This is a genomic window from Pseudomonas sp. FSL W5-0299 (assembly GCF_005930655.1).
GTDB lineage: Bacteria > Pseudomonadota > Gammaproteobacteria > Pseudomonadales > Pseudomonadaceae > Aquipseudomonas > Aquipseudomonas mandelii.
Genome location: NZ_RXHX01000022.1, coordinates 15,943 through 36,478, shown reverse-complemented (window position 1 = coordinate 36,478; position 20,536 = coordinate 15,943). Strand labels below are relative to the sequence as shown.

Genomic DNA, 20,536 nt, shown 5'->3' with positions numbered 1-20,536 from the left:
TTATAGTGAGCAAGTCTCTGCAAGCCATACGTGGCATGAACGACATCCTGCCCGAACAGACCCCGCTGTGGCGTCATTTCGAGGGCACCGTCTCGCGTCTGCTGGATAACTACGGTTACAAGCAGATCCGCATGCCGATCGTCGAGTTCACCGAGCTGTTCAAGCGCTCCATTGGTGAAGTGACCGACATCGTCGAAAAAGAGATGTACACCTTCGACGACCGCAACGGCGATTCCCTGACCCTGCGCCCTGAAGGCACGGCGGCCTGCGTGCGTGCTGTGCTCGAGCACGGCATCACCGGCGGTGGTCAGGCGCAGAAACTCTGGTACATCGGCCCGATGTTCCGTCACGAACGTCCGCAAAAAGGCCGTTATCGCCAGTTCCATCAGATCGGTTGCGAGGTCTTCAACCTCGACGGTCCGGACATCGACGCCGAGCTGATCGTGCTGACCTGGCGCCTGTGGGGCGAGCTGGGCATCCGTGACGCGGTCAAGCTTGAGCTCAACAGCCTGGGCACCGCCGAGTCCCGTGCTCGTTATCGCGAAGCGCTGGTCGAGTTCCTCTCGTCCCGCCTGGACAAGCTGGACGAAGACAGCCAGCGCCGTCTGAAAACCAACCCTTTGCGGGTGCTCGATACCAAGAACGCCGACACGCAAGCCGTGCTGGTCGATGCGCCGAAAATGGCCGACTACCTGGACGAAGAATCCCGTGTGCACTTCGAGGGCCTGAAGGCTCGCCTGGACACCGCCGGCATTCCTTACGTGATCAACCCGAAGCTGGTTCGCGGGCTGGATTACTACAGCAAGACCGTTTTCGAATGGGTCACCGACAAGTTGGGCGCCCAGGGCACCGTGTGTGCCGGTGGTCGTTACGACGGTCTGGTGGAGCAGATGGGTGGCAAGCCAACCCCGGGCGTCGGTTTCGCCATGGGTATCGAGCGCCTGGTGCTGTTGCTTGAAACCCTGGAGCAGATTCCGGAAGAAATCTCCCGTCAGGTCGACGTTTACCTCTGCGCCTTCGGAGAAGCTGCCGAGCTGGCCGGTCTGGCCCTGAGTGAACGTGTACGTGATCAATTGCCCAACCTGCGCCTGCAAGTCAATGCCGGCGCGGGCAGCTTCAAAAGCCAGTTCAAGAAGGCCGACAAGAGCGGCGCGCTGTATGCGCTGATCCTCGGTGACGACGAAATGGCCCAGCAAGTGGTAGGTTTCAAACCCCTGCGTGGCCAGGGCGAACAACAAAGCATTGCCTGGGATGCGCTTGCTGCACACCTGGCCACCTGCGTCGTGCAGGGTTGAAGCTGTCATAAACAGCCGATTTAGCGATTAAGGAGTATTGGGGTGTCGAGTACCGAAGACGAAAACCTGGCAGATTTGAAGGACTGGTGGACACGCAACGGCAAGCCCCTGGTCACTGGCGGCCTGTTGGCGCTGGTCATCGTGTTCGGCTGGCAGGCCTTTCAGAAGTATCAGAGCAATCAGTCGCAAGGCGCCTCGATTCTCTATCAGCAATTGCTCGAAACCACGCTGACGCCTGACGGCAAGCCTGATGCCGCCCGTGTTTCGGACCTGGCCGGCAAGCTCAACAGCGAGTTCGGCGGTAGCGCCTATGCACAGTACGGCAGCTTGTTCGTGGCGAAAGTTGCGGTCGACAGCGGCAAGCTGGACGACGCGGCCACCGAGCTGAAAGCGATCGTGGCAAAACCGGCCAACCCGGCGCTGGGCGAAATCGCCCGTCAGCGTCTGGCGCAGGTACTGGCGGCGCAGAACAAGGTCGATGAGGCCCTGAAGCTGCTCGAAGGCGATGCTGACAAGGCATTCCTGGCCACGCGCGAAGAACTCAAAGGCGACCTGCTGGTGCAGTTGGGTCGTACCGACGAAGCAAACACGGCGTATCAAAAAGCCAAGGCGGCACTGTCGGATGAAGCGGCGGTCGGTGGCCTACAAATCAAGCTGGACGACCTGGCCAAAGGGGATGCGTGACGTGATCCGTTGGAAACATGCAGCATTGCTGGCTCTGGCCATTTTGGCCGCGGGTTGCAGCAGCAACAGCAAAAAAGAATTGCCACCGGCCGAGTTGACCGACTTCAAAGAAGAAGTGGTTCTGCAGAAGCAGTGGAGTCGTTCGATCGGTGACGGTCAGGGCGAAACCTACAACATGCTGGTTCCGGCGATCGAAGGCGATACCATCTATGCTGCCGACGTCACCGGTGTGGTGATGGCGCTGGATCGCAGCAACGGCGACGTCAAATGGAAGAAGGACCTTGAACTGCCTGTTTCCGGCGCCGTTGGCGTGGGTTACGGTCTGGTCATGTTCGGCACCATCAAGGGCGAAATCGTTGCTCTGGATGCGATCAATGGTGAAGAGAAATGGCGCGCTCGCGTGTCCAGCGAAGTACTCGCACCGCCGGCCAACAACGGTGATGTGGTTGTGGTTCAGACTCAGGACGACCGTCTGATTGGTCTGGATGCCGCCACCGGCACCCAGCGCTGGTTGTATGACAGCACGCCTGCGGTCCTGACCTTGCGCGGCACCAGCGCACCGATCGTCACCAACCGCCTCGCGGTGGCTGGCCTGTCGACCGGTAAAGTGGTCGCTCTCGATATTTCCAACGGCGTGCCGGTGTGGGAACAACGGGTCGCGATTCCACAAGGTCGTTCGGAACTGGAGCGTGTGGTCGATATCGACGGTGGCCTGCTGCTGTCCGGCGAAACGCTGTACGTCGCCAGCTACCAGGGTCGCGTTGCGGCACTGGACCTGCAAAGCGGTCGTCAGCTCTGGCAGCGTGATGCTTCCAGCTATGCCGGCGTCGCGCAGGGTTTTGGCAGCGTTTACGTGAGCCTGTCTTCGGGCACCGTTGAAGGCGTCGACGAACGTTCCACCACAGCCTTGTGGAGCAACGATTCGCTGGCTCGTCGTCAACTGTCGGCTCCGGAAGTGTTCTCCAGCTACGTTGCAGTCGGCGATATGGAAGGCTACCTGCACCTGCTGAGCCAGGTCGACGGTCGTTTCGTCGGCCGCGAGCGCATCGACAGCGACGGCCTGCGTGCCCGTCCGCTGGTGGTGGGTGACACGATTTATGTGTATGGCAACAGTGGCAAACTGGAAGCCCTGACCATTAAGTAAAGGTTTGACTATGCTTGGGGTTAAACCCCAGGCAGCCCCGTAACCACGGGGTTCGCAGCGCCCTCAAGCGCTGCCCCGAGCACCAGCCGCTGCCTCGCAGCGGCTTTTGTATTTTCTGAAATAACGAAGTGGAGAGCCGCATGGTTCCCGTAATCGCCCTGGTGGGCCGACCGAACGTCGGCAAGTCCACCTTGTTCAACCGCCTGACCAGGACTCGCGACGCCATCGTCGGCGACTTGTCCGGTCTGACCCGTGATCGCCAATACGGTGAGGCCAAGTGGCAAGGGCGTTCCTACATTCTGGTCGACACCGGCGGTATCTCCGGTGACGAGCACGGTATGGACGAAAAAATGGCCGAGCAGTCGTTGCTGGCCATTGAAGAAGCGGATGTCGTTCTGTTCCTGGTAGATGCCAAGGCCGGTTTTACCGCCGCCGACCAGATGATCGCCGAGCATTTGCGCAAACGTAACAAGCGTTCCTACGTGGTTGCCAACAAGGTCGACAACATCGACCCTGAAATGGCCCGCGCCGAGTTCGCCCCGTTGGGCATGGGCCACGCGATTCCGATCGCTGGCGCCCACGGTCGTGGCATCACCCAGATGCTGGAAATCGCCCTGAGCGACTTCCCGAAAGACGATGACGAACAGGAAGAAGGCGAGGAAGAGATCGTTGCCGAAGGCGAGGAAGCCAAGCGCATTCCTGGCCCTAGCGAAAAAGACGGGATCAAGATCGCCATCATCGGCCGCCCGAACGTCGGCAAGTCGACCCTGGTCAATCGCATGCTCGGTGAAGACCGGGTTATCGTCTATGACGAGCCTGGTACCACTCGCGACAGCATCTACATCCCGTTCGAGCGTAACGACGAGAAGTACACGCTGATCGACACCGCCGGTGTGCGCAAGCGCGGCAAGATCCACGAAGAAGTCGAAAAGTTCTCCGTGGTCAAAACCCTGCAAGCGATCAAAGACGCCAACGTGGTGATCTTTGTGATGGACGCCCGCGAGGGCGTGGTCGATCACGATCTCAACCTGCTGGGCTTCGCCATTGAGTCGGGTCGTGCGCTGGTGATCGCGATCAACAAGTGGGACGGCATGACGCCGAGCGAGCGTGACTTCGTGAAGGTCGAGCTGCAACGTCGACTGTTCTTCGTCGACTACGCCGACATCCACTTCATCTCGGCCCTGCACGGTACGGGCGTGGGCAACCTCTACGCCTCCGTACAGAACTCGTTCAAGTCCGCGGTTACCCGCTGGCCAACCAACCGCCTGACCACGATCCTGGAAGATGCGGTCAGCGAGCACGCGCCGCCGATGGTCAACAACCGCCGGATCAAGCTGCGTTATGCCCACTTGGGTGGTGCGAACCCGCCGATCATCGTGATCCACGGTAACCAGATCGAGAAGGTGCCGAAGTCTTACGTCCGTTATCTGGAAAACACTTACCGTCGTGTCTTGAAGCTGGTCGGTACGCCGATCCGTATCGAGTTCAAGGGCGGCGAGAACCCGTTCGAAGGCAAAAAGACCACGCTGACCGACCGTCAGGTCAACAAGAAGCGTCGCATGATGTCGCACCACAAAAAGGCCGACAAAAAGCGCCGCGATAAGAAATAGAAGCAGCTTTAAGTATCAAGCTGCACGCTTCAAGTCACTGCAGAAAAGGGCTCAAGTCAGAGCCCTTTTTTGTGTCTGATGGTTTGTTGCTTGACCACTTGCAGCTTGCAGCTTGAAACTTGCAGCTCACCTGCAAGGGGCTACCGATGATCACCAGTAAGCTGCCGAATGTCGGCATCACTATCTTCACTCAGATGTCTCAGCTCGCGGCGCAAACCGGGGCGATCAACCTGTCCCAGGGGTTTCCTGATTTCGATGCACCGCAAGCCCTGTGCGATGCGGTCGGTCGGCACATTGCCAATGGCCACAACCAATATTCACCGATGACCGGCCTGCCGGCGCTGCGTCAGCAGATTTCGGCGAAGATCGCCCGCACCTACGGCGTCAGCGTGGATGCCGACCATGAAGTGACGGTCACTCCCGGTGCCACCCAAGCGATCTTCTGTGCGATTCAAGCGGTTATTCACAGCGGCGATGAAGTGATCGTGTTCGATCCGTGCTACGACAGCTACGAGCCGTCGGTGGAGCTGGCCGGTGGGCGATGCGTGCATGTGCAACTGGGTCTGAATGATTTTTCCATCGACTTCGAGAAACTCGCCGAAGCGATTACGCCGCGCACGCGGATGATCGTGCTGAACGCTCCGCATAACCCGAGTGGCGCGCTGATCAGCCGTGCCGAGCTGGACCAGTTGGCAGCGTTGATTCGGGATCGCGACATCTACATCGTCAGTGACGAAGTCTACGAACACCTGGTCTTCGACGGCGTGCCTCACGTCAGCGTGCTGAATCACGAAGAGCTGTATCAGCGCGCCTTCGTGGTCAGTTCTTTCGGCAAGACCTATCACGTCACCGGGTGGAAAACCGGCTACGTGGTCGCACCGCCGGCGCTCACCGCCGAGCTGCGCAAGGTTCACCAGTACGTCAGTTTCTGCGGCGTGACCCCGCTGCAATACGCCTTGGCCGACTTCATGGCCGAACATCCTGAACACGTCGAAGAACTGCCGGGTTTCTACCAGGCCAAGCGCGATCTGTTCTGCGATCTGCTGGCGTCGTCGCGTTTCAGCTTCAAGCGCGTGACCGGCACGTATTTTCAGTTGGTCGATTATTCGCAGATCCGCCCGGACCTCAATGACGTCGAAATGGCGCTGTGGATGACCCGTGAACATGGCGTGGCGAGCATCCCGATCTCGGTTTTTTACCAGACACCACCTGAAGGCCAGCGCCTGGTGCGCTTGTGCTTCGCCAAACGCGAGGAGACGTTGCGTGAAGCAGCGGCAAAACTATGCGTGATCTGAGTGCACTGCCCAATCTGAACGTCGCGCTGATCCAGACCACCCTGGCCTGGCACGACCGTCAGGCCAACCTGGAGCATTTCGAGCCATTGCTTGAGCAGGCTCGCGGGGCGGATCTGATCATTCTGCCGGAGATGTTCACCACCGGTTTTTCCATGGAATCGCAGACCCTCGCCGAAGCGGAAAACGGTCCGACCAGCAAATGGCTACGTGTCCAGGCGGCGAAACTTGATGCGGTGATCACCGGCAGCGTCATCGTCCAGGCCGCTGATGGCAGCCACCGCAATCGATTGTTGTGGGCGCGGCCGGACGGGGAAGTCTGGCACTACGACAAGCGTCACCTGTTCCGCATGGCCGGTGAGCACAACCACTACACACCGGGCGAGCGCCAGGTGCAGTTCGAGCTCAAGGGCTGGCGTGTGCGGCCGCTGATTTGCTACGACTTGCGATTCCCGGTCTGGAGTCGCGATGCACAAGACACTGACTTGCTGCTCTACACCGCCAACTGGCCCGGCGCGCGTCGTCAGCATTGGAACCGTTTGCTGCCAGCGCGGGCGATTGAAAACCTGTGCTACGTGGCGGCGGTCAATCGCATCGGTACCGACGGCAAAGGCTTTGCTTACACCGGTGATAGCCAGGTGCTGGATTTCCAGGGTGAGACATTGCTCAGTGCCGGCGAAGCCGATGGTGTGTTTCAGGTAGTACTGAATGCGGCGGATCTGCAAGCCTATCGCACACGGTTTCCGGCGAATCTCGATGCAGATACGTTCGAGTTCACCTGATATCTCGGCAGCCTGAGCCGGCCTTATCGCGAGCAGGCTCACTCCCACAGTGGATCGCGTGAATAGAGATTTTGTGTGCACCCGAAGCCTCCTGTGGGAGTGAGCCTGCTCGCGAAGAGGCCATGACAGGCACCCTAAAAATGCCAGGCAAACAAAAAGGCCCCGAGGTTTTCACCTCGGGGCCTTTTGCATTGCCGCGAACGCTTACGCCGCTTTCGCTTCCGGCTGGCTCAGGGAGCGGTTCAGCGCGCTGAACAGGGCCTTGAAGCTCGCGGTGGTGATGTTTTCATCGATACCGACGCCATGCACCGCACGTTCACCGTTCACACGCAGTTCGATGTAAGCCGCTGCCTTGGCATTGGTGCCCGCGCCGATTGCGTGTTCGTTGTAGTCCATGATTTCCACCGGGATCGGCAGGCCGGCCACCAAGGCTTCCAGCGCGCCGTTGCCCTTGCCGCGCCAGTGCAGGTTGGTTTCGCCCTGGCCTTTGCCCGAGACTTCCACTTCCACGGCACTGTGACCGTTTTCTTCCTGCAGGCGATGGCTGACCAGCGCATACGGGGTGTTGGCCTGCAAATACTCGCTGTGCAGCAACGCGTGGATCTGTTGGGCGGTCATCTCCAGGCCGAGGCGATCGGTTTCACGCTGTACCACCTGGCTGAACTCGATCTGCATGCGACGCGGCAAGCTGATGCCGTATTCCTGTTCCAGCAAGTAGGCGATACCGCCCTTGCCCGACTGGCTGTTGACGCGGATCACCGCCTCGTAGCTGCGGCCGATGTCGGCCGGGTCGATCGGCAAGTACGGCACTTCCCACAAGGCGTCCGGTTTCTGCTGGGCAAAGCCCTTGCGGATCGCATCCTGGTGGGAGCCGGAGAACGCGGTGTGAACCAGGTCGCCGACGTAGGGGTGGCGTGGGTGCACCTGGATCTGGTTGCATTCTTCAACGACTTTGCGCACGCCGTCGATGTCGGAGAAGTCCAGCTCAGGGTGAATGCCCTGGGTGTAGAGGTTCAGTGCCACGGTCACGAGATCAACGTTACCGGTACGCTCGCCGTTACCGAACAGGCAGCCTTCGACACGGTCAGCACCGGCCATAAGGCCCAGTTCGGTGGCCGCCACGCCCGTACCACGGTCGTTGTGGGTGTGCAGGCTGATGATCACGCTGTCACGACGGTTGATGTGACGGCCGAACCATTCGATCTGGTCGGCATAGATGTTCGGGGTCGCGCATTCGACGGTGGCCGGCAGGTTGAGGATCACCTTGTGCTCAGGCGTCGGGTTCCAGACTTCGATGACCGCGTCACAGACTTCCTTGGCGAACTCCAATTCGGTCGCGCTGAAGGTTTCCGGCGAGTATTCGAAGGTCCACTGGGTGTCCGGTTGCTGGGCGGCATATTTGACGAACAGCTTGGCGGCGTTCACGGCGATGGCCTTGACACCTTCCTTGTCCTGGTTGAAGACAATGCGGCGGAAGGATGGGGAGGTCGCGTTGTACAAGTGAACGATGGCTTTCTTCGCCCCGCGCAGGGATTCGAAAGTGCGCTCGATCAGGTCTTCACGGCCCTGGGTCAACACCTGGATGGTGGTGTCGTCCGGGATGTGGTTGCCTTCGATCAGGGTACGCACGAAGTCGAAGTCGGTTTGCGAAGCGGCCGGGAACGACGCTTCGATCTCTTTCACACCGACTTGCACCAACGTCTTCCAGAAACGCAGCTTCTTGACCGCGTCCATTGGCTCGATCAGCGACTGGTTGCCGTCACGAAGGTCGGAACTGCACCAGATCGGCGCTGCGGTGATGGTCTTCGATGGCCAGGTACGGTCCGGGATGTCGATGGTCGGGAACGCGCGGTATTTCGAAGACGGGTCTTTGAGCATGCTCATCGGGAAATCCTTATTGTGTGGGCCGAAAAAAGGCGGCCTGCCGGTGGATCAATGTTCTTGGGGAAAAGCGTGGGGCGAGGCACCGCGATTCAGCCTGGCAGTCGTGCACTGACGAGGCACAGGCTGCGGTGCTGACGAAGCTGAATGAGGGTGTGAGAGGTTTTCATGCCTTCAACCCTAACCGCCGTGATTGAGGATGGCAAGCAGTCGAAAAAAATTGAGAGGAATACTCGAATAGTCGGGATTATCGCGATTTTATTGCGGTCGGGCCGGGTGATTGTGTTGATGTTTGCGCGAGGTTTGAAGGGTGCGCAATTGAAAGTTGGCAGCCTTGTCTTGGCGACGGCAGCTATTCTTAAAACCTCAACCAGACGACTGGAATGCAGGAGTCAGCGATGAACGAGTCGGATTGGAAGCTTTACAGTGCGTTGCGCCCGTTGGCCCATGAGCGGATGTGTAACCGGATCATGGACGAAGTCGAGCGCACGGTGCTGGATAGAAGCCAAGCGCCTTATGATCGAATTGAAGCGAGCGAAGAGCTGCTCAAAGCCGGACAAAAGGAGCTGTATTGGGCATTTGGCGCTTTCAGGTTCTCACGCAATGACGCCAGTTCTCACTTGCTGGCGTTGTGTACCCGCGAGTTGATCACGGCTGAAGAATTGGCTGGCTTCTCGCAAGACACTCAAACATGGATCAGCAATTGTCTGGCGAACCGGGAGGTCCATGGTATTGAGGATCTGGACGCTGAATAAGCGGCGGCAGTGATGGCCCTAGCGCGAGCCTGATTGCGAATGGGCCAGTCGCCTCAAAGAAGATTCAGGGCTGGAAAGCACCAATAAAAATCGCCGGATCCACCCGCGCATCATTCAGGCTGACATTCCAGTGCATGTGCGGCCCGGTCGCCCGCCCGGTGGCGCCGACTTTCCCGACTACACCGCCGCGCGCCAGTTGCTGCCCCACCTTCACGTCAATCTTCGACATATGGCAGAACATGCTGATAAAGCCCTGCCCATGGTCGACGAACACCGTATTGCCATTAAAGAAGTAGTTGCCGATCAGGATCACCTTGCCCGCCGCCGGGGTCTTGATCGGTGTGCCTGCGCCCACGGCGAAATCCAGGCCCGAGTGGGGATTGCGCTCTTCGCCATTAAAGAACCGGCGCACACCGAACTTGCTCGACAGCGGCCCGTTGACCGGTTTGTCCAGTAGCAGGTTGCTCGGGGTGTTCGGACTGAACGTGCGGTAGGCGGCGATTTGCTCGGCCAGTTCACCTTCGATGCGCTTAAGGTTCTCCGGGTTCGGATTGACCTGCTGCGTGTTCTTCAGGGTGATGTGCTGTTCCGGGTACTTCTTGCTGCCGACCGTGAAACTCAGCGTGCGACCGCCGCTGCTGACCTGCTGCGTGCCCGGTTTAACCGTCAATGGCACGCCGACAATCGCCAGCCAATTGTTCTGTTCCTTGACCACCAGCACCGACTTGCCTTGGTAGCTGGCTTTTGGCGCCTGTGCAGAAGCACCCAGGTCCACCACGGCCACGCCCCCCGGCACCGGTTTATTCAACAGGCGGGTGATGTAGCTGTCGGCGTGGGCATTGAAGGTCAGGCATAGCAACAGCAGCGGAGCTAAAAAACGCGGCATGGATCAATCCAGTAAAGAAAGGGTGACAGGCGTCAGGTGATTGTCTTCGACCCGGACGTGCAGCTCGCCTTCGCCCAGTTTGGCTTTCAGGCGCTGACCGGTATGGGTTTGCTCGGCGCTGCGAATCGCGTTGCCGCGTTCATCCAGCAGAATGCTGTAGCCACGGGCCAGGGTCGCCAGCGGGCTGACCACTTGCAGCGTCTGCACCTGACTTTGCAGTTGCAGGCGACGGGACTTGAGCCCTTCGCGCATGGCTCGCGGCAGGCGCTCGGCGAAGCTGTCGAGGCGCTGACGAAGCATTGCCAATTGCCGTCCCGGGTGTTGCCCGGCGAGGCGGGTTTCCAGACGGATCAAGCGTTCGCGACGGGTATTGAGGCTGCGTTCGAACGCGCGGCGCATGCGCATGTCCAGATCGTCCAGGCGCTGCGCTTGCTGGCGCAGACGTTCGCCGGGATGGCGCAAGCGGCGAGACATGCCTTCCAGGCGCAGACGGTCACGCATCAAGCGGTCGCGGATGCGCATCACCAGGCGCCGGTGCAGGCTTTCGACCCGGCGCACCAGGTCGCTGGAATCCGGCGCGAGCAATTCGGCGGCGGCGGAGGGCGTCGGGGCGCGGACGTCGGCGACGAAGTCACTGATCGAGACATCGGTTTCGTGGCCGACGGCGCTGACAATCGGCGTCACGCACGCATCCACGGCGCGGGCCACGGCTTCTTCGTTGAAACACCAGAGGTCTTCCAGCGAACCGCCGCCACGGGCGAGGATCAGCGCATCAAAACCGCGAGCGTCCGCCAGTTTCAGCGCGCGGACGATTTGCGCAGTCGCTTCGCGGCCCTGTACGGCGGTCGGGATCAGAGTCAGTTGAACCTGCGGTGCGCGGCGGCGAAAGACGCTGATGATGTCGCGAATCACCGCGCCAGTCGGCGAACTGATAATGCCGATGCGCTGCGGATGCGCCGGCAACGGCACTTTGCACTCGGCGCTGAACAGGCCTTCGGCGCTGAGTTTTTCCTTCAGTGCATCGAACGCCAGACGCAGCGCACCGTCACCGGCCGGCTCCACGGTGTCGAGGATCAGCTGATAGTCGCCACGCCCCTCGAACAGCGAAACCTTGCCACGCACCTTGACCGCCAGGCCGTCCTTCAGCGCCTGGCGAACCCGCGCCGCGTTCTGCCGAAACAGCGCGCAACGAACCTGGGCACCGCTGTCCTTTAGGGTGAAATACACGTGACCGGACGCCGGGCGGGCGAGGTTGGAGATTTCGCCTTCGACCCAGATGTTGCTGAACACGTCTTCGAGCAACACCCGCGCGCGGCCGTTGAGCTGGCTGACAGTCAGGACTTCACGGTCCAGGCCGAGTCTTGCAAAGGGATCTTTAATCATGGGGCGCATGATAAAGGCATTCGTCGAACAATCTCCATGAGTGCGCACAAATCCCTTGTGAGAGCGGGCCTGCGCGCTCCCATAAGGAGTAAAGTCAGCCCCGGGATTCAGGGAAGACGAGGGAATGAGTGTGCTTGAGTTGTTGAACCCATGGCCATTCGGCGCCACGGATTGGCTGGTGATCGGGCTGGGCATTGCCCTGGCCTATATCGTGTTTGGTATCGCCGGATTTGGCACTGCGCTGGTGGCGGGGCCGATTCTTATTCTGTTCATGCCGCTGTCGAAGATCGTGCCGTTGCTGGTGCTGCTGGATTTTGTCGCAGCGTTTGGCAATCTGCTGCCTTCGCGGCGGGATGTGGCAAAGCCCGAGTTGCTGCGGCTGCTGCCCTGCATGGCGGTGGGCTGCACGTTGGGGGTGATCTTTCTGCTGAACCTCAAATCCGATGTGTTATTGCTGTTGATGGGGCTGTTCATCAGCGCTTATGCGATTTACAGCCTGTGGGTCAAAACCCGTCCGACACAATTGTCCGCCGCCTGGGCGGTGCCGATGGGCACGGTGGGCGGGATGTTCGGGGCATTGTTTGGCAGTGGCGGCTTCTTATATGCGATCTATTTGAACAGCCGGTTGCCCAAAGAGGCGGCCCGGGCGACCCAGAGTGCGCTGATCAGTTGCAGCACCGTGGTGCGCTTGAGCCTGTTTGCCGTCGCAGGTGTCTATGCCGAGCTACCCTTATTGATATTGGCTGTGTGTTTGTTGCCGGCCATGGCATTGGGGCTGTGGGTCGGGCGGCGATTGACCCTGAGATTGTCCCGCGAGGCGTTCGTGCGGCTGGTGACCTGGTTGGTGTTGGCGAGCGGGATTGCCTTGATCGGGCGTTATTTGAGTACTTGACCGGATTTCGTCAGGGATTAAGCTGCCGGCCGTTCCGACGCCTTCGCGGGCAAGCCTCGCTCCTACAGTCGTTCGCAAACTTTTCCGGTAGGAGCGAGGCTTGCCCGCGAAGGCGTCAGTAAGAACACCGCAGAAACATCCAATTGACGCAGTAGGCTTGCACCATGAATTCGCAAAGCATCATCGTCCCGAAAATCTCCACACTGCCGGTACACGAACCCCGGGCCCGGGCGGTCGTGCGCTGGCTGGTGCGCAAGAACATCATCAAGGAAGAGCTGACCACGTGTGGCCGTACCGGTAACCGCATGGGCCACGCCATCGCCGACGGTGCCCGCGCCGTGGTGTTGCACCCACAAGCGCTGCCGTTCGGCGAGCCGATCAATGGCCTGGAGATCATCACCAAGCGCTGCATCTATACGCCGGCCAAGGGGTTCCTGGAAGAGGCGGGTTGCGCCGAGTGCCGCAAGGAAGTCGGCGAAGCGCTGTTCGAAAGCCTGGAAGACTGGATGCCGGGGCGCACCGATAACTTCACCTGCCCGGAATGCGGGCATGAAGACGACATCAACGGCTTTCTTTTCCTGCAGGAATGCGGCTTTTCCAACCTGGGGTTCATCTTTAACAACTGGGCCGAGGCCGGGTTCAAGCAGAGCTTTATCGATGAGTTTGCCGATTGGCTGGATCAGCCCGTCAGTTGGGTGAAAGTCGAGTTGTAGGAAGCGACAATCCCCGTATATCAGTAATGCTAATAATAGAAAGAGTTTTACATTGAACACGAGGGGGTGTCTGACTATAATGGCGCGCTTCCATTTTCCCGCTCGGGAGCCCCCGCGATGCTGCGTATCAGCCAAGAAGCTCTGACATTCGACGACATTCTCCTAGTGCCCGGTTATTCCGAGGTGCTTCCTAACGAAGTCAGTCTCAAGACCCGCCTTACCCGTGGCATCGAGCTGAATATTCCTCTGGTTTCTGCCGCCATGGACACCGTCACTGAAGCCCGTCTGGCAATCGCCATGGCTCAGGAAGGTGGCATCGGTATCATCCACAAGAACATGACCATCGAGCAGCAAGCTGCCGAAGTGCGCAAGGTCAAGCGTTACGAGGCCGGCGTGGTCAAGGACCCGATCACCATCGAGGCTGAAGCCACGGTGCGTGAACTGTTCGAACTGACCCGTCTGCACAACATCTCCGGCGTTCCGGTTTTGCACAATGGCGACCTGGTCGGCATCGTCACTTCCCGTGACGTGCGTTTCGAAAATCGTCTGGAAGCCACGGTCCGCGAAGTGATGACGCCCAAAGAGCGTCTGGTCACGGTCAAGGAAGGCGCCGACAAGAACGACGTTCGCGAGCTGTTGCACAAACACCGCATCGAACGCGTGCTGATCGTCGACGACAAATTTGCCCTCAAAGGCATGATGACCGTCAACGACATCGAAAAAGCCAAGGCGTACCCGCTGGCCAGCAAGGACGATCAAGGTCGTCTGCGTGTTGGCGCAGCAGTCGGTACCGGTAAAGACACCGGTGACCGCGTCGCTGCCCTGGTCAATGCCGGCGTTGACGTGGTGGTGGTCGACACCGCACACGGTCACTCCAAAGGCGTGATCGACCGCGTTCGCTGGGTCAAACAGAATTTCCCTGAAGTGCAGGTCATCGGCGGCAACATCGCCACCGGCGCTGCTGCCAAGGCCCTGGCCGAAGCCGGCGCTGATGCGGTCAAGGTCGGTATCGGCCCTGGCTCGATCTGCACCACCCGTATCGTCGCCGGTGTCGGCGTCCCGCAAATCAGTGCCATCGCCAACGTCGCCGCTGCCCTTGAAGGCACTGGCGTTCCGTTGATCGCCGACGGCGGCATCCGCTTCTCCGGTGACCTGTCCAAGGCCATCGTGGCCGGTGCTTCCTGCGTGATGATGGGCTCGATGTTCGCCGGTACTGAAGAAGCCCCGGGCGAGATCGAACTGTTCCAGGGTCGTTCGTACAAGGCATACCGCGGCATGGGTTCGCTGGGCGCCATGTCCCAGGCCCAGGGTTCCTCCGACCGTTACTTCCAGGACTCCTCCGCGGGTGCCGAGAAACTGGTTCCGGAAGGCATCGAAGGGCGTGTTCCTTACAAGGGCAGCCTGAGCGCCATCATCCATCAACTGATGGGCGGCCTGCGTTCCTCGATGGGTTACACCGGCAGTGCCGACATCGAAGAAATGCGCACCAAGCCTGAGTTCGTGCGGATCACCGGCGCTGGCATGGCCGAGTCCCACGTCCACGACGTACAGATCACCAAAGAAGCGCCAAACTACCGCGTAGGTTGAGGCTTCAAGCAAAACGTTAAGTAACCGGGGCTGTTTTATTCAGCCCCGAGTTGTTTCTGAATCACGACTGTTTCTGAATTACTAGACGAGACTGAATCATGGCCCTCGACATTCACGCTCACCGCATCCTGATCCTCGATTTCGGTTCCCAGTACACCCAGCTGATTGCCCGCCGCGTGCGCGAAATCGGCGTGTACTGCGAACTGCATCCGTTCGATATGGATGAAGACGCGATTCGCGAATTCGCTCCAAAAGGCGTCATTCTCGCCGGCGGCCCCGAGTCCGTGCACGAAGCCGACAGCCCTCGCTGCCCGCAGGCGGTGTTCGACCTGGGCGTTCCGGTCTTCGGTATCTGCTACGGCATGCAGACCATGGCCGAACAGCTGGGTGGCAAGGTTGAAGGTTCCGAACTGCGTGAGTTCGGTTATGCCCGTGTCGACGTGGTCGGCAAGAGCCGCCTGCTCGACGGCATCGAAGACCACATCGACGCTGACGGCCTGTTCGGTCTCGACGTGTGGATGAGCCATGGTGACAAGGTCACCAAGATGCCGCAGGAATTCCACATCCTGGCCAGCACCCCGAGCTGCCCGATTGCCGGCATGTTCGACGATGCTCGTGGCTACTACGGCGTGCAGTTCCACCCGGAAGTGACCCACACCAAGCAGGGCGGTCGCATCCTGTCGCGCTTCATCCTCGACATCTGCGGCTGTGAAGCCCTGTGGACGCCGTCGAAGATTGCGGAAGACGCCATCGCCAATATCCGCGCCCAGGTTGGCACTGACAACGTGCTGCTCGGCCTGTCCGGCGGCGTTGACTCCTCGGTGGTTGCCGCGCTGCTGCACAAAGCCATCGGCGACCAGCTGACCTGCGTCTTCGTCGACAACGGCCTGCTGCGTCTGCACGAAGGTGAGCAAGTGATGGCCATGTTCGCCGAAAACATGGGCGTCAAGGTGATCCGCGCCAACGCTGAAGACCAGTTCCTGAACAACCTGGCCGGCGAGTCCGACCCGGAGAAGAAGCGCAAGATCATCGGCCGTACCTTCATCGACGTCTTCGATGCCCAGTCCAACAAACTGGACAACATCAAGTACCTCGCACAAGGCACCATCTACCCGGACGTGATCGAGTCGGCTGGCGCCAAAAGCGGCAAGGCCCACGTGATCAAGTCGCACCACAACGTGGGTGGCTTGCCGGAAGAAATGAACCTCAAGCTGGTTGAACCCCTGCGCGAGCTGTTCAAGGACGAAGTCCGTCGTCTGGGCCTGGAACTCGGCCTGCCGTACGACATGGTCTACCGTCACCCGTTCCCGGGCCCGGGCCTGGGCGTGCGCATCCTCGGTGAAGTGAAGAAGGAATACGCCGACCTGTTGCGTCGCGCCGACCACATCTTCATCGAAGAACTGCGCAAAGCCGACTGGTACCACAAAGTCAGCCAGGCCTTCGTGGTGTTCCAGCCGGTGAAATCGGTTGGCGTGGTTGGTGATGGCCGTCGTTACGCCTGGGTCGTGGCCCTGCGTGCAGTGGAAACCATCGACTTCATGACCGCGCGTTGGGCACACCTGCCTTACGAACTGCTGGAAACCGTCAGCGGCCGGATCATCAACGAAATCGAAGGCATCTCCCGCGTGACTTACGACGTGTCGAGCAAGCCGCCAGCGACGATCGAGTGGGAATGATCCCGGTCTGACTGATCGCCCGTAACACCTGAAAGGCCCCGTGAGCATGAGTTCACGGGGCCTTTTTGCGATCAGGCCGCTACAGTGGGCAGGCGCCCTTCAAGCATCAGGCCCATGCGATTGAGCGCGTGGACAAGGCTGATCAGATTCGCGTAAGTGACCTGATGCACGGCGGCCCAGGCAGGGCGGTTGATCAGAAAGCCCCCATTCGCCGTTCGCTCAATCATCGTTCGCACAATCTGATTCGACCGGCTGCGATGGATCAGCGTCAACGCGTCGTCCGACCTTTCAATGGTGAACATGCCCTGGCGGAACAGCAGCTGATTGATTTGCTCAGACGATCGTTGAATGACCGGAGTCGGCATCTGCAAGCTGATGTCGGCATACAGGGTGTCGAAATCACCGCGCATTTGAGCGCCGGCCTCCGAAACATCACGGCCGACTTCGATGCCATGGTCGATGCCCAGGTGCATAGGCTGGTCTGGGCCCACTTCTTCGATGCGTAGTCCGATACCTCCCTCCGTTTCGCTGATGCCGGCCATCCCCCTGAATGTGTTTGTACTCTCCTGGTCGGTGAGCGCCAGCCATTTTCCGCCGCCATTGCGGGCTTGAGTGGCCTGCATGATGGTATGGGTGAGGTAGGTCTTGACGGATTGTCGTGAGATGGCACGGAAGTTTGAATCTGTGTAGCGATAACTCGCCAGGCAATCGGTGGCCTGGATTCGAATGCCGTTCTGCTGGGCCGCTTTGACGACTTCAAGGGGGGTGTACTGTCCGGCAGGATCACCTGGCAGTTTCTGCAGGTATTTCTCCAGCATCCCATGCATGTCCCCGGTTTCGGCGAACTCGTTCAGGTCGACCTGATTGAAGTCGTTGAGCAGGCGATGCATGTAGATCGTCTTGACGCCTTGTTTCGCCAGAGTCTGCATGTTCTCGATCAGGAACCGCATGCTGGCAATGCGATCCTGACTTTCACCGACGACAAGGCCGGGCGCAGTGTTGAAAATGTTCTCGATGAGTTCCGTCACGGTGGTGGAGGGTGTGATCACGGGCTGCACCGGCCGGGCGGGCAACGAGGCAAAAAAGTCCTCCGGGGTCTGGAATACGATTGCATCCCTGATCAGCACCGCTCGACGGCCAGCGACATACTCTTCGTAGGGGGAGACTCCTCTGATGAACCCGTTAGGCATGGCCACGACTTTTATATGGGTTTCCGGCTTTCCCAGGGCCAGGAAGTTCAGCGAACGTCCATTCGGTGCATCGTATCGCGTCAAATGACTGGAAAAATCAGACCTTGGCCGGGCGTGAGTCGTCGGCCTGGAAGGACCGGGTACGGGCGCAGGCTTGCTGAGGCCTTTGCCGCCGCCTTTCAATCCGGCTGTGGGTGCCAGCTCCCATTCGCCCTCGTCATTCAGGCGTACGGGAATCGATCCCGTGGACGCCTGCGGATGACTGGGGTCGATGATCGCCCACGTACCGCCACCGTTGATGTCGGCTTCGTAGCGCACGTAATAAGCCTGATCGTTCATCATGATGGCGGTGGAAGGGTTTGAGTCCAGCGTATAGATACCCTGGAATTTTCCGCTCGTGGCCATCGGGTAGTTTTCGAGGATTTCATTGCTTTGGTAGTGCTCCGGCACTTCAAAAGCTACGGCGGTTTCCTCGGGCAGGGTCGGCAACACACCCGGTTGCAGAGGCCCTTCCTCTGACTCTCCGGGCGCCAGAGGGTCTTGCGTGACGACGCTTTCTTCCGGATTGAGGGTCTTGTTCAAATCCGCCATCTCGGTCGCTTCAGCCGCCTCGGCCGCAGCCCCGACGTCTTCCAATACGTTGACTTCCTTGAGCAGCGGAATGTTGAACAGCGCATTGATGCCATCGAGCACCGCGCCAATGACGCCGGCCTTGCGCTGCGCCGCCGTTTTGCCATTCACCGCCTTGTCGATGTTCAAGCCCATCGCGGCGAGGCTGGCACCGATCACCGGCAGCGCGATTGGCCAGCCCATCACCGCCAAGGGCCCGAAAACATGCAGACCGGCACTCAGGTAACCCAGCCAGAGCTGTTTGCGCATTTGTCCGTGGGTCACCAGCGTCAGGTCCGCCTCTTCCAGCATCGTGCTCTGGACTGCCCGGCTCTGCCAGGTGAAGGCATCGCCACTGATGGTGATGTTTTTCTGATTGATCAAGTGATGGTCGTATTTTCCCCAGGTACCGACCAGCTGGTTCATCAGCGGAGTGATGTTGTCATGGACTGCTTTGCGAACCGACAGCGGGAAATGGGTCATGAACTCGGTGCGCGGCTGCGCCTCATTCATTTGCAGCAACATCCACCAGTGCATGTCCGTTTGTGTGGGATGCACGTGGAAGGCCTGTGCGGCGCCGGGAACATAAGTGATCTGTCGGCCGTTGCGGTCAACGATGCGCAGAATATCGGTGGCGACGTGCCCTGCGACATCCAGGGCGCAGACACGAAGATCCGCAGGCGCCGTGGTTTGGGATTGCAGCGTCGCCAGGGTAATCGGCCAGGCTGCGTCAGCGACAACGGCCCTTACGACGGTCTGGAAATCGTCCTCTTCCAGCTGACCGTTTTGCCGCGCCTCGACCGCTTTGCTGAGGTAGCTGGATTTGGCCAGGCTCCGGAAGTCATCGAAATGCGTGGTCCAGAAAGCGTTCAGCTTATTGAGGTAGCGTTCACTGAGGTTCATCTCCCACAGGTCTGTGAGGACCTTGCTGGGGTACATCCGCACCTCGTTGGTTTCATTGAAAATGCTGGCGTTTGCGTCTTCAGTGTAAAACCCGCCGTTACTGTTCAGTTCGAGGGCGTCGTCTTGATCGGTCACGCGATATCCCTGGATCACCAGTTGCGTCAGGGTCAGTGATTCACAGGGTTTGGGGGCGTGTTCCCAACTCAGAAAGGCCTTGGTGCTGCTGGCCGAGACGTTATCGAACCGATGCCACCAGACCTGGTCAGGGTCCTTGTCGGTGATGCCGTGTTTTTTCAGGATTTCACTGGCGACCGCGTGGGCTTCTTCCTTCAACCCCGGACAGGCTGTGACAACGACGGGGGCAATCGTTTTCAGCTGCTCCCTGTCGGCAGCATTGGGTAACGCTTCAGTACTTTGATCGGCAGGCATGATCTCGCTCCTTGAGAAATGGGCCGTGAGGATGACCCGTTTGCTCAAGGCAAGTGCACTACATAGTTATGCCCACATGCCTTTCGTGACCGTGTAGGGTCAGCGCCGTGCCACATCCGAAAAGTAGAACTTGTCGAGGGTATGCCGTGATTCGGTGTATTCGAATTGGCGACCGTCCTGCAGGAACGTCTGGTTGCTGACCACGATCACATGACTCTGGCCGTCGAGGTCCAGGTGGTGTTGGTCGTCCTTGCTTCGAGGGACCGCTTCGATGGTGCGCTGGGCGTAGGCGATTTGCAGCTGCAGGGTCTGTTCGATGAAGGCGTAGATCGACTGCTCGGCGATGTCGCGGTTCAGGCCGGGAATCACGTCGCTGACGAAATGGTTGATGTCGAGGATCACGCGTTTGCCGTCAATCCGCCGCACGCGCTTGATCCGCGTGATCAGGCTGCCTTCTTCAGCTTTGATGTGGTCGAGCAGCGGGCCTTCGAGGGGGATTTGGGTGAATTCGACCACCTCGGTGCTGACGTCATTGCCCAGTCGCGGATAGGTCTCCTGGAAGCTGACGATGCCGCCCAACTGGAATTCGATCGGGTTGGTCGACAACACGAAAGTGCCTTTACCGTGGACTTTCTGGGCGAAACCGCGCTCCTGCAATTGCTCGATGGCCTTGCGCACGGTGCCGCGGCTGGCCTGATAGGTGTCCATCAATTCGGTTTCGGAAGGCAACCGGGCGCCGCGTTCCAGACGTTCGGTCGTGATGCTGGCAAGCAGATCGCTGTAGATCTGGTTGTATTTACTCATGGGGATGGCTCTGTGCCGCGA

Annotated in this window: 16 protein-coding genes; 11 read left to right on the top strand and 5 right to left on the bottom strand. The window is 59.6% G+C overall.

The annotated features are described in order from the left end of the window. The first annotated feature begins 5 nt into the window (after positions 1-5). The 6 genes from hisS (at position 6) to FHL16_RS22640 (ending at position 6,807) form a co-directional block, all read left to right on the top strand. A complete protein-coding gene (gene hisS / locus FHL16_RS22665; RefSeq protein WP_077749338.1) occupies positions 6-1,295 on the top strand; it encodes a histidine--tRNA ligase in 1,290 nt (429 codons plus the stop codon). Positions 1,296-1,337: 42 nt separating this feature from the next. Continuing rightward, entirely contained in the window at positions 1,338-1,979 is a 642-nt protein-coding gene (locus FHL16_RS22660; RefSeq protein ID WP_010457845.1) for a tetratricopeptide repeat protein, read from the top strand. Continuing rightward, positions 1,972-3,123, top strand: coding sequence for an outer membrane protein assembly factor BamB (gene bamB, locus FHL16_RS22655; RefSeq protein ID WP_042932605.1), 1,152 nt, complete (start codon positions 1,972-1,974; stop codon positions 3,121-3,123). The genes FHL16_RS22660 and bamB overlap by 8 nt, the downstream gene beginning before the upstream one ends. A gap of 140 nt (positions 3,124-3,263) precedes the next feature. Further along, entirely contained in the window at positions 3,264-4,733 is a 1,470-nt protein-coding gene (der, locus tag FHL16_RS22650; RefSeq protein WP_010457840.1) for a ribosome biogenesis GTPase Der, read from the top strand. Between the two features lie 146 nt (positions 4,734-4,879). After that, positions 4,880-6,028, top strand: a complete 1,149-nt coding sequence (locus FHL16_RS22645; RefSeq protein WP_077749337.1) for a pyridoxal phosphate-dependent aminotransferase — start codon at positions 4,880-4,882, stop codon at positions 6,026-6,028. Continuing rightward, entirely contained in the window at positions 6,016-6,807 is a 792-nt protein-coding gene (locus FHL16_RS22640) for an amidohydrolase (protein WP_010457836.1), read from the top strand. The genes FHL16_RS22645 and FHL16_RS22640 overlap by 13 nt, the downstream gene beginning before the upstream one ends. A gap of 204 nt (positions 6,808-7,011) precedes the next feature. Here the strand turns inward: FHL16_RS22640 and leuA are convergent, their stop codons facing one another. Beyond that, positions 7,012-8,691 carry a 2-isopropylmalate synthase gene (gene leuA, locus FHL16_RS22635; RefSeq protein WP_077749336.1) on the bottom strand — a complete coding sequence of 560 codons (1,680 nt, stop codon included), beginning with the start codon at positions 8,689-8,691 and terminating at the stop codon, positions 7,012-7,014. A 395-nt stretch (positions 8,692-9,086) separates the two neighbouring features. Between leuA and FHL16_RS22625 the strand changes: the two genes are divergently transcribed. Then, positions 9,087-9,443, top strand: a complete 357-nt coding sequence (locus FHL16_RS22625; protein ID WP_077749334.1) for a hypothetical protein — start codon at positions 9,087-9,089, stop codon at positions 9,441-9,443. Between the two features lie 64 nt (positions 9,444-9,507). On the opposite strand, the gene FHL16_RS22620 is transcribed toward FHL16_RS22625, so the two are convergent. Both FHL16_RS22620 and xseA read right to left on the bottom strand, forming a co-directional pair. Then, on the bottom strand, positions 9,508-10,329 hold the full coding sequence (locus FHL16_RS22620; protein ID WP_010457828.1) for a peptidoglycan DD-metalloendopeptidase family protein: 822 nt from the start codon (positions 10,327-10,329) through the stop codon (positions 9,508-9,510). 3 nt (positions 10,330-10,332) lie between these two features. Next, positions 10,333-11,712 (bottom strand): exodeoxyribonuclease VII large subunit, encoded by a 1,380-nt coding sequence (gene xseA / locus FHL16_RS22615; protein WP_077749333.1) that lies wholly within the window; start codon positions 11,710-11,712, stop codon positions 10,333-10,335. A gap of 124 nt (positions 11,713-11,836) precedes the next feature. On the opposite strand from xseA, the gene FHL16_RS22610 reads away from it, so the two are divergent. From FHL16_RS22610 to guaA, 4 genes are all read left to right on the top strand, one after another. After that, complete coding sequence (locus FHL16_RS22610; protein ID WP_077749332.1) at positions 11,837-12,604, top strand: sulfite exporter TauE/SafE family protein; 768 nt, start codon at positions 11,837-11,839, stop codon at positions 12,602-12,604. A 164-nt stretch (positions 12,605-12,768) separates the two neighbouring features. Continuing rightward, on the top strand, positions 12,769-13,317 hold the full coding sequence (locus FHL16_RS22605) for a sugar ABC transporter ATPase (protein WP_077749331.1): 549 nt from the start codon (positions 12,769-12,771) through the stop codon (positions 13,315-13,317). 117 nt (positions 13,318-13,434) lie between these two features. Then, the gene (gene guaB / locus FHL16_RS22600) at positions 13,435-14,904 is read left to right on the top strand and encodes an IMP dehydrogenase (RefSeq protein WP_010457821.1); all 1,470 of its coding nucleotides are present in this window, start codon (positions 13,435-13,437) and stop codon (positions 14,902-14,904) included. 98 nt (positions 14,905-15,002) lie between these two features. Continuing rightward, positions 15,003-16,580 (top strand): glutamine-hydrolyzing GMP synthase, encoded by a 1,578-nt coding sequence (gene guaA, locus FHL16_RS22595; protein WP_010457818.1) that lies wholly within the window; start codon positions 15,003-15,005, stop codon positions 16,578-16,580. 71 nt (positions 16,581-16,651) lie between these two features. On the opposite strand, the gene FHL16_RS22590 is transcribed toward guaA, so the two are convergent. Next, positions 16,652-19,711 carry a membrane-targeted effector domain-containing toxin gene (locus tag FHL16_RS22590; RefSeq protein ID WP_077749330.1) on the bottom strand — a complete coding sequence of 1,020 codons (3,060 nt, stop codon included), beginning with the start codon at positions 19,709-19,711 and terminating at the stop codon, positions 16,652-16,654. Between the two features lie 99 nt (positions 19,712-19,810). Further along, positions 19,811-20,515, bottom strand: a complete 705-nt coding sequence (treR, locus tag FHL16_RS22585) for a trehalose operon repressor (RefSeq protein ID WP_010457814.1) — start codon at positions 20,513-20,515, stop codon at positions 19,811-19,813. Positions 20,516-20,536 lie beyond the last annotated feature (21 nt).

Bases quoted from the DNA above. Each gene is read 5' to 3' on its own strand.
- FHL16_RS22625 (WP_077749334.1), top strand. From the start codon at position 9,087: ATGAACGAGTCGGATTGGAAGCTTTACAGTGCGTTGCGCCCGTTGGCC.
- FHL16_RS22590 (WP_077749330.1), bottom strand. From the start codon at position 19,711: ATGCCTGCCGATCAAAGTACTGAAGCGTTACCCAATGCTGCCGACAGG.
- bamB (WP_042932605.1), top strand. From the start codon at position 1,972: ATGCGTGACGTGATCCGTTGGAAACATGCAGCATTGCTGGCTCTGGCC.
- FHL16_RS22605 (WP_077749331.1), top strand. From the start codon at position 12,769: ATGAATTCGCAAAGCATCATCGTCCCGAAAATCTCCACACTGCCGGTA.
- guaA (WP_010457818.1), top strand. From the start codon at position 15,003: ATGGCCCTCGACATTCACGCTCACCGCATCCTGATCCTCGATTTCGGT.
- FHL16_RS22640 (WP_010457836.1), top strand. From the start codon at position 6,016: ATGCGTGATCTGAGTGCACTGCCCAATCTGAACGTCGCGCTGATCCAG.
- FHL16_RS22620 (WP_010457828.1), bottom strand. From the start codon at position 10,329: ATGCCGCGTTTTTTAGCTCCGCTGCTGTTGCTATGCCTGACCTTCAAT.
- FHL16_RS22645 (WP_077749337.1), top strand. From the start codon at position 4,880: ATGATCACCAGTAAGCTGCCGAATGTCGGCATCACTATCTTCACTCAG.
- guaB (WP_010457821.1), top strand. From the start codon at position 13,435: ATGCTGCGTATCAGCCAAGAAGCTCTGACATTCGACGACATTCTCCTA.
- treR (WP_010457814.1), bottom strand. From the start codon at position 20,515: ATGAGTAAATACAACCAGATCTACAGCGATCTGCTTGCCAGCATCACG.
- xseA (WP_077749333.1), bottom strand. From the start codon at position 11,712: ATGATTAAAGATCCCTTTGCAAGACTCGGCCTGGACCGTGAAGTCCTG.
- leuA (WP_077749336.1), bottom strand. From the start codon at position 8,691: ATGAGCATGCTCAAAGACCCGTCTTCGAAATACCGCGCGTTCCCGACC.
- FHL16_RS22610 (WP_077749332.1), top strand. From the start codon at position 11,837: ATGAGTGTGCTTGAGTTGTTGAACCCATGGCCATTCGGCGCCACGGAT.
- der (WP_010457840.1), top strand. From the start codon at position 3,264: ATGGTTCCCGTAATCGCCCTGGTGGGCCGACCGAACGTCGGCAAGTCC.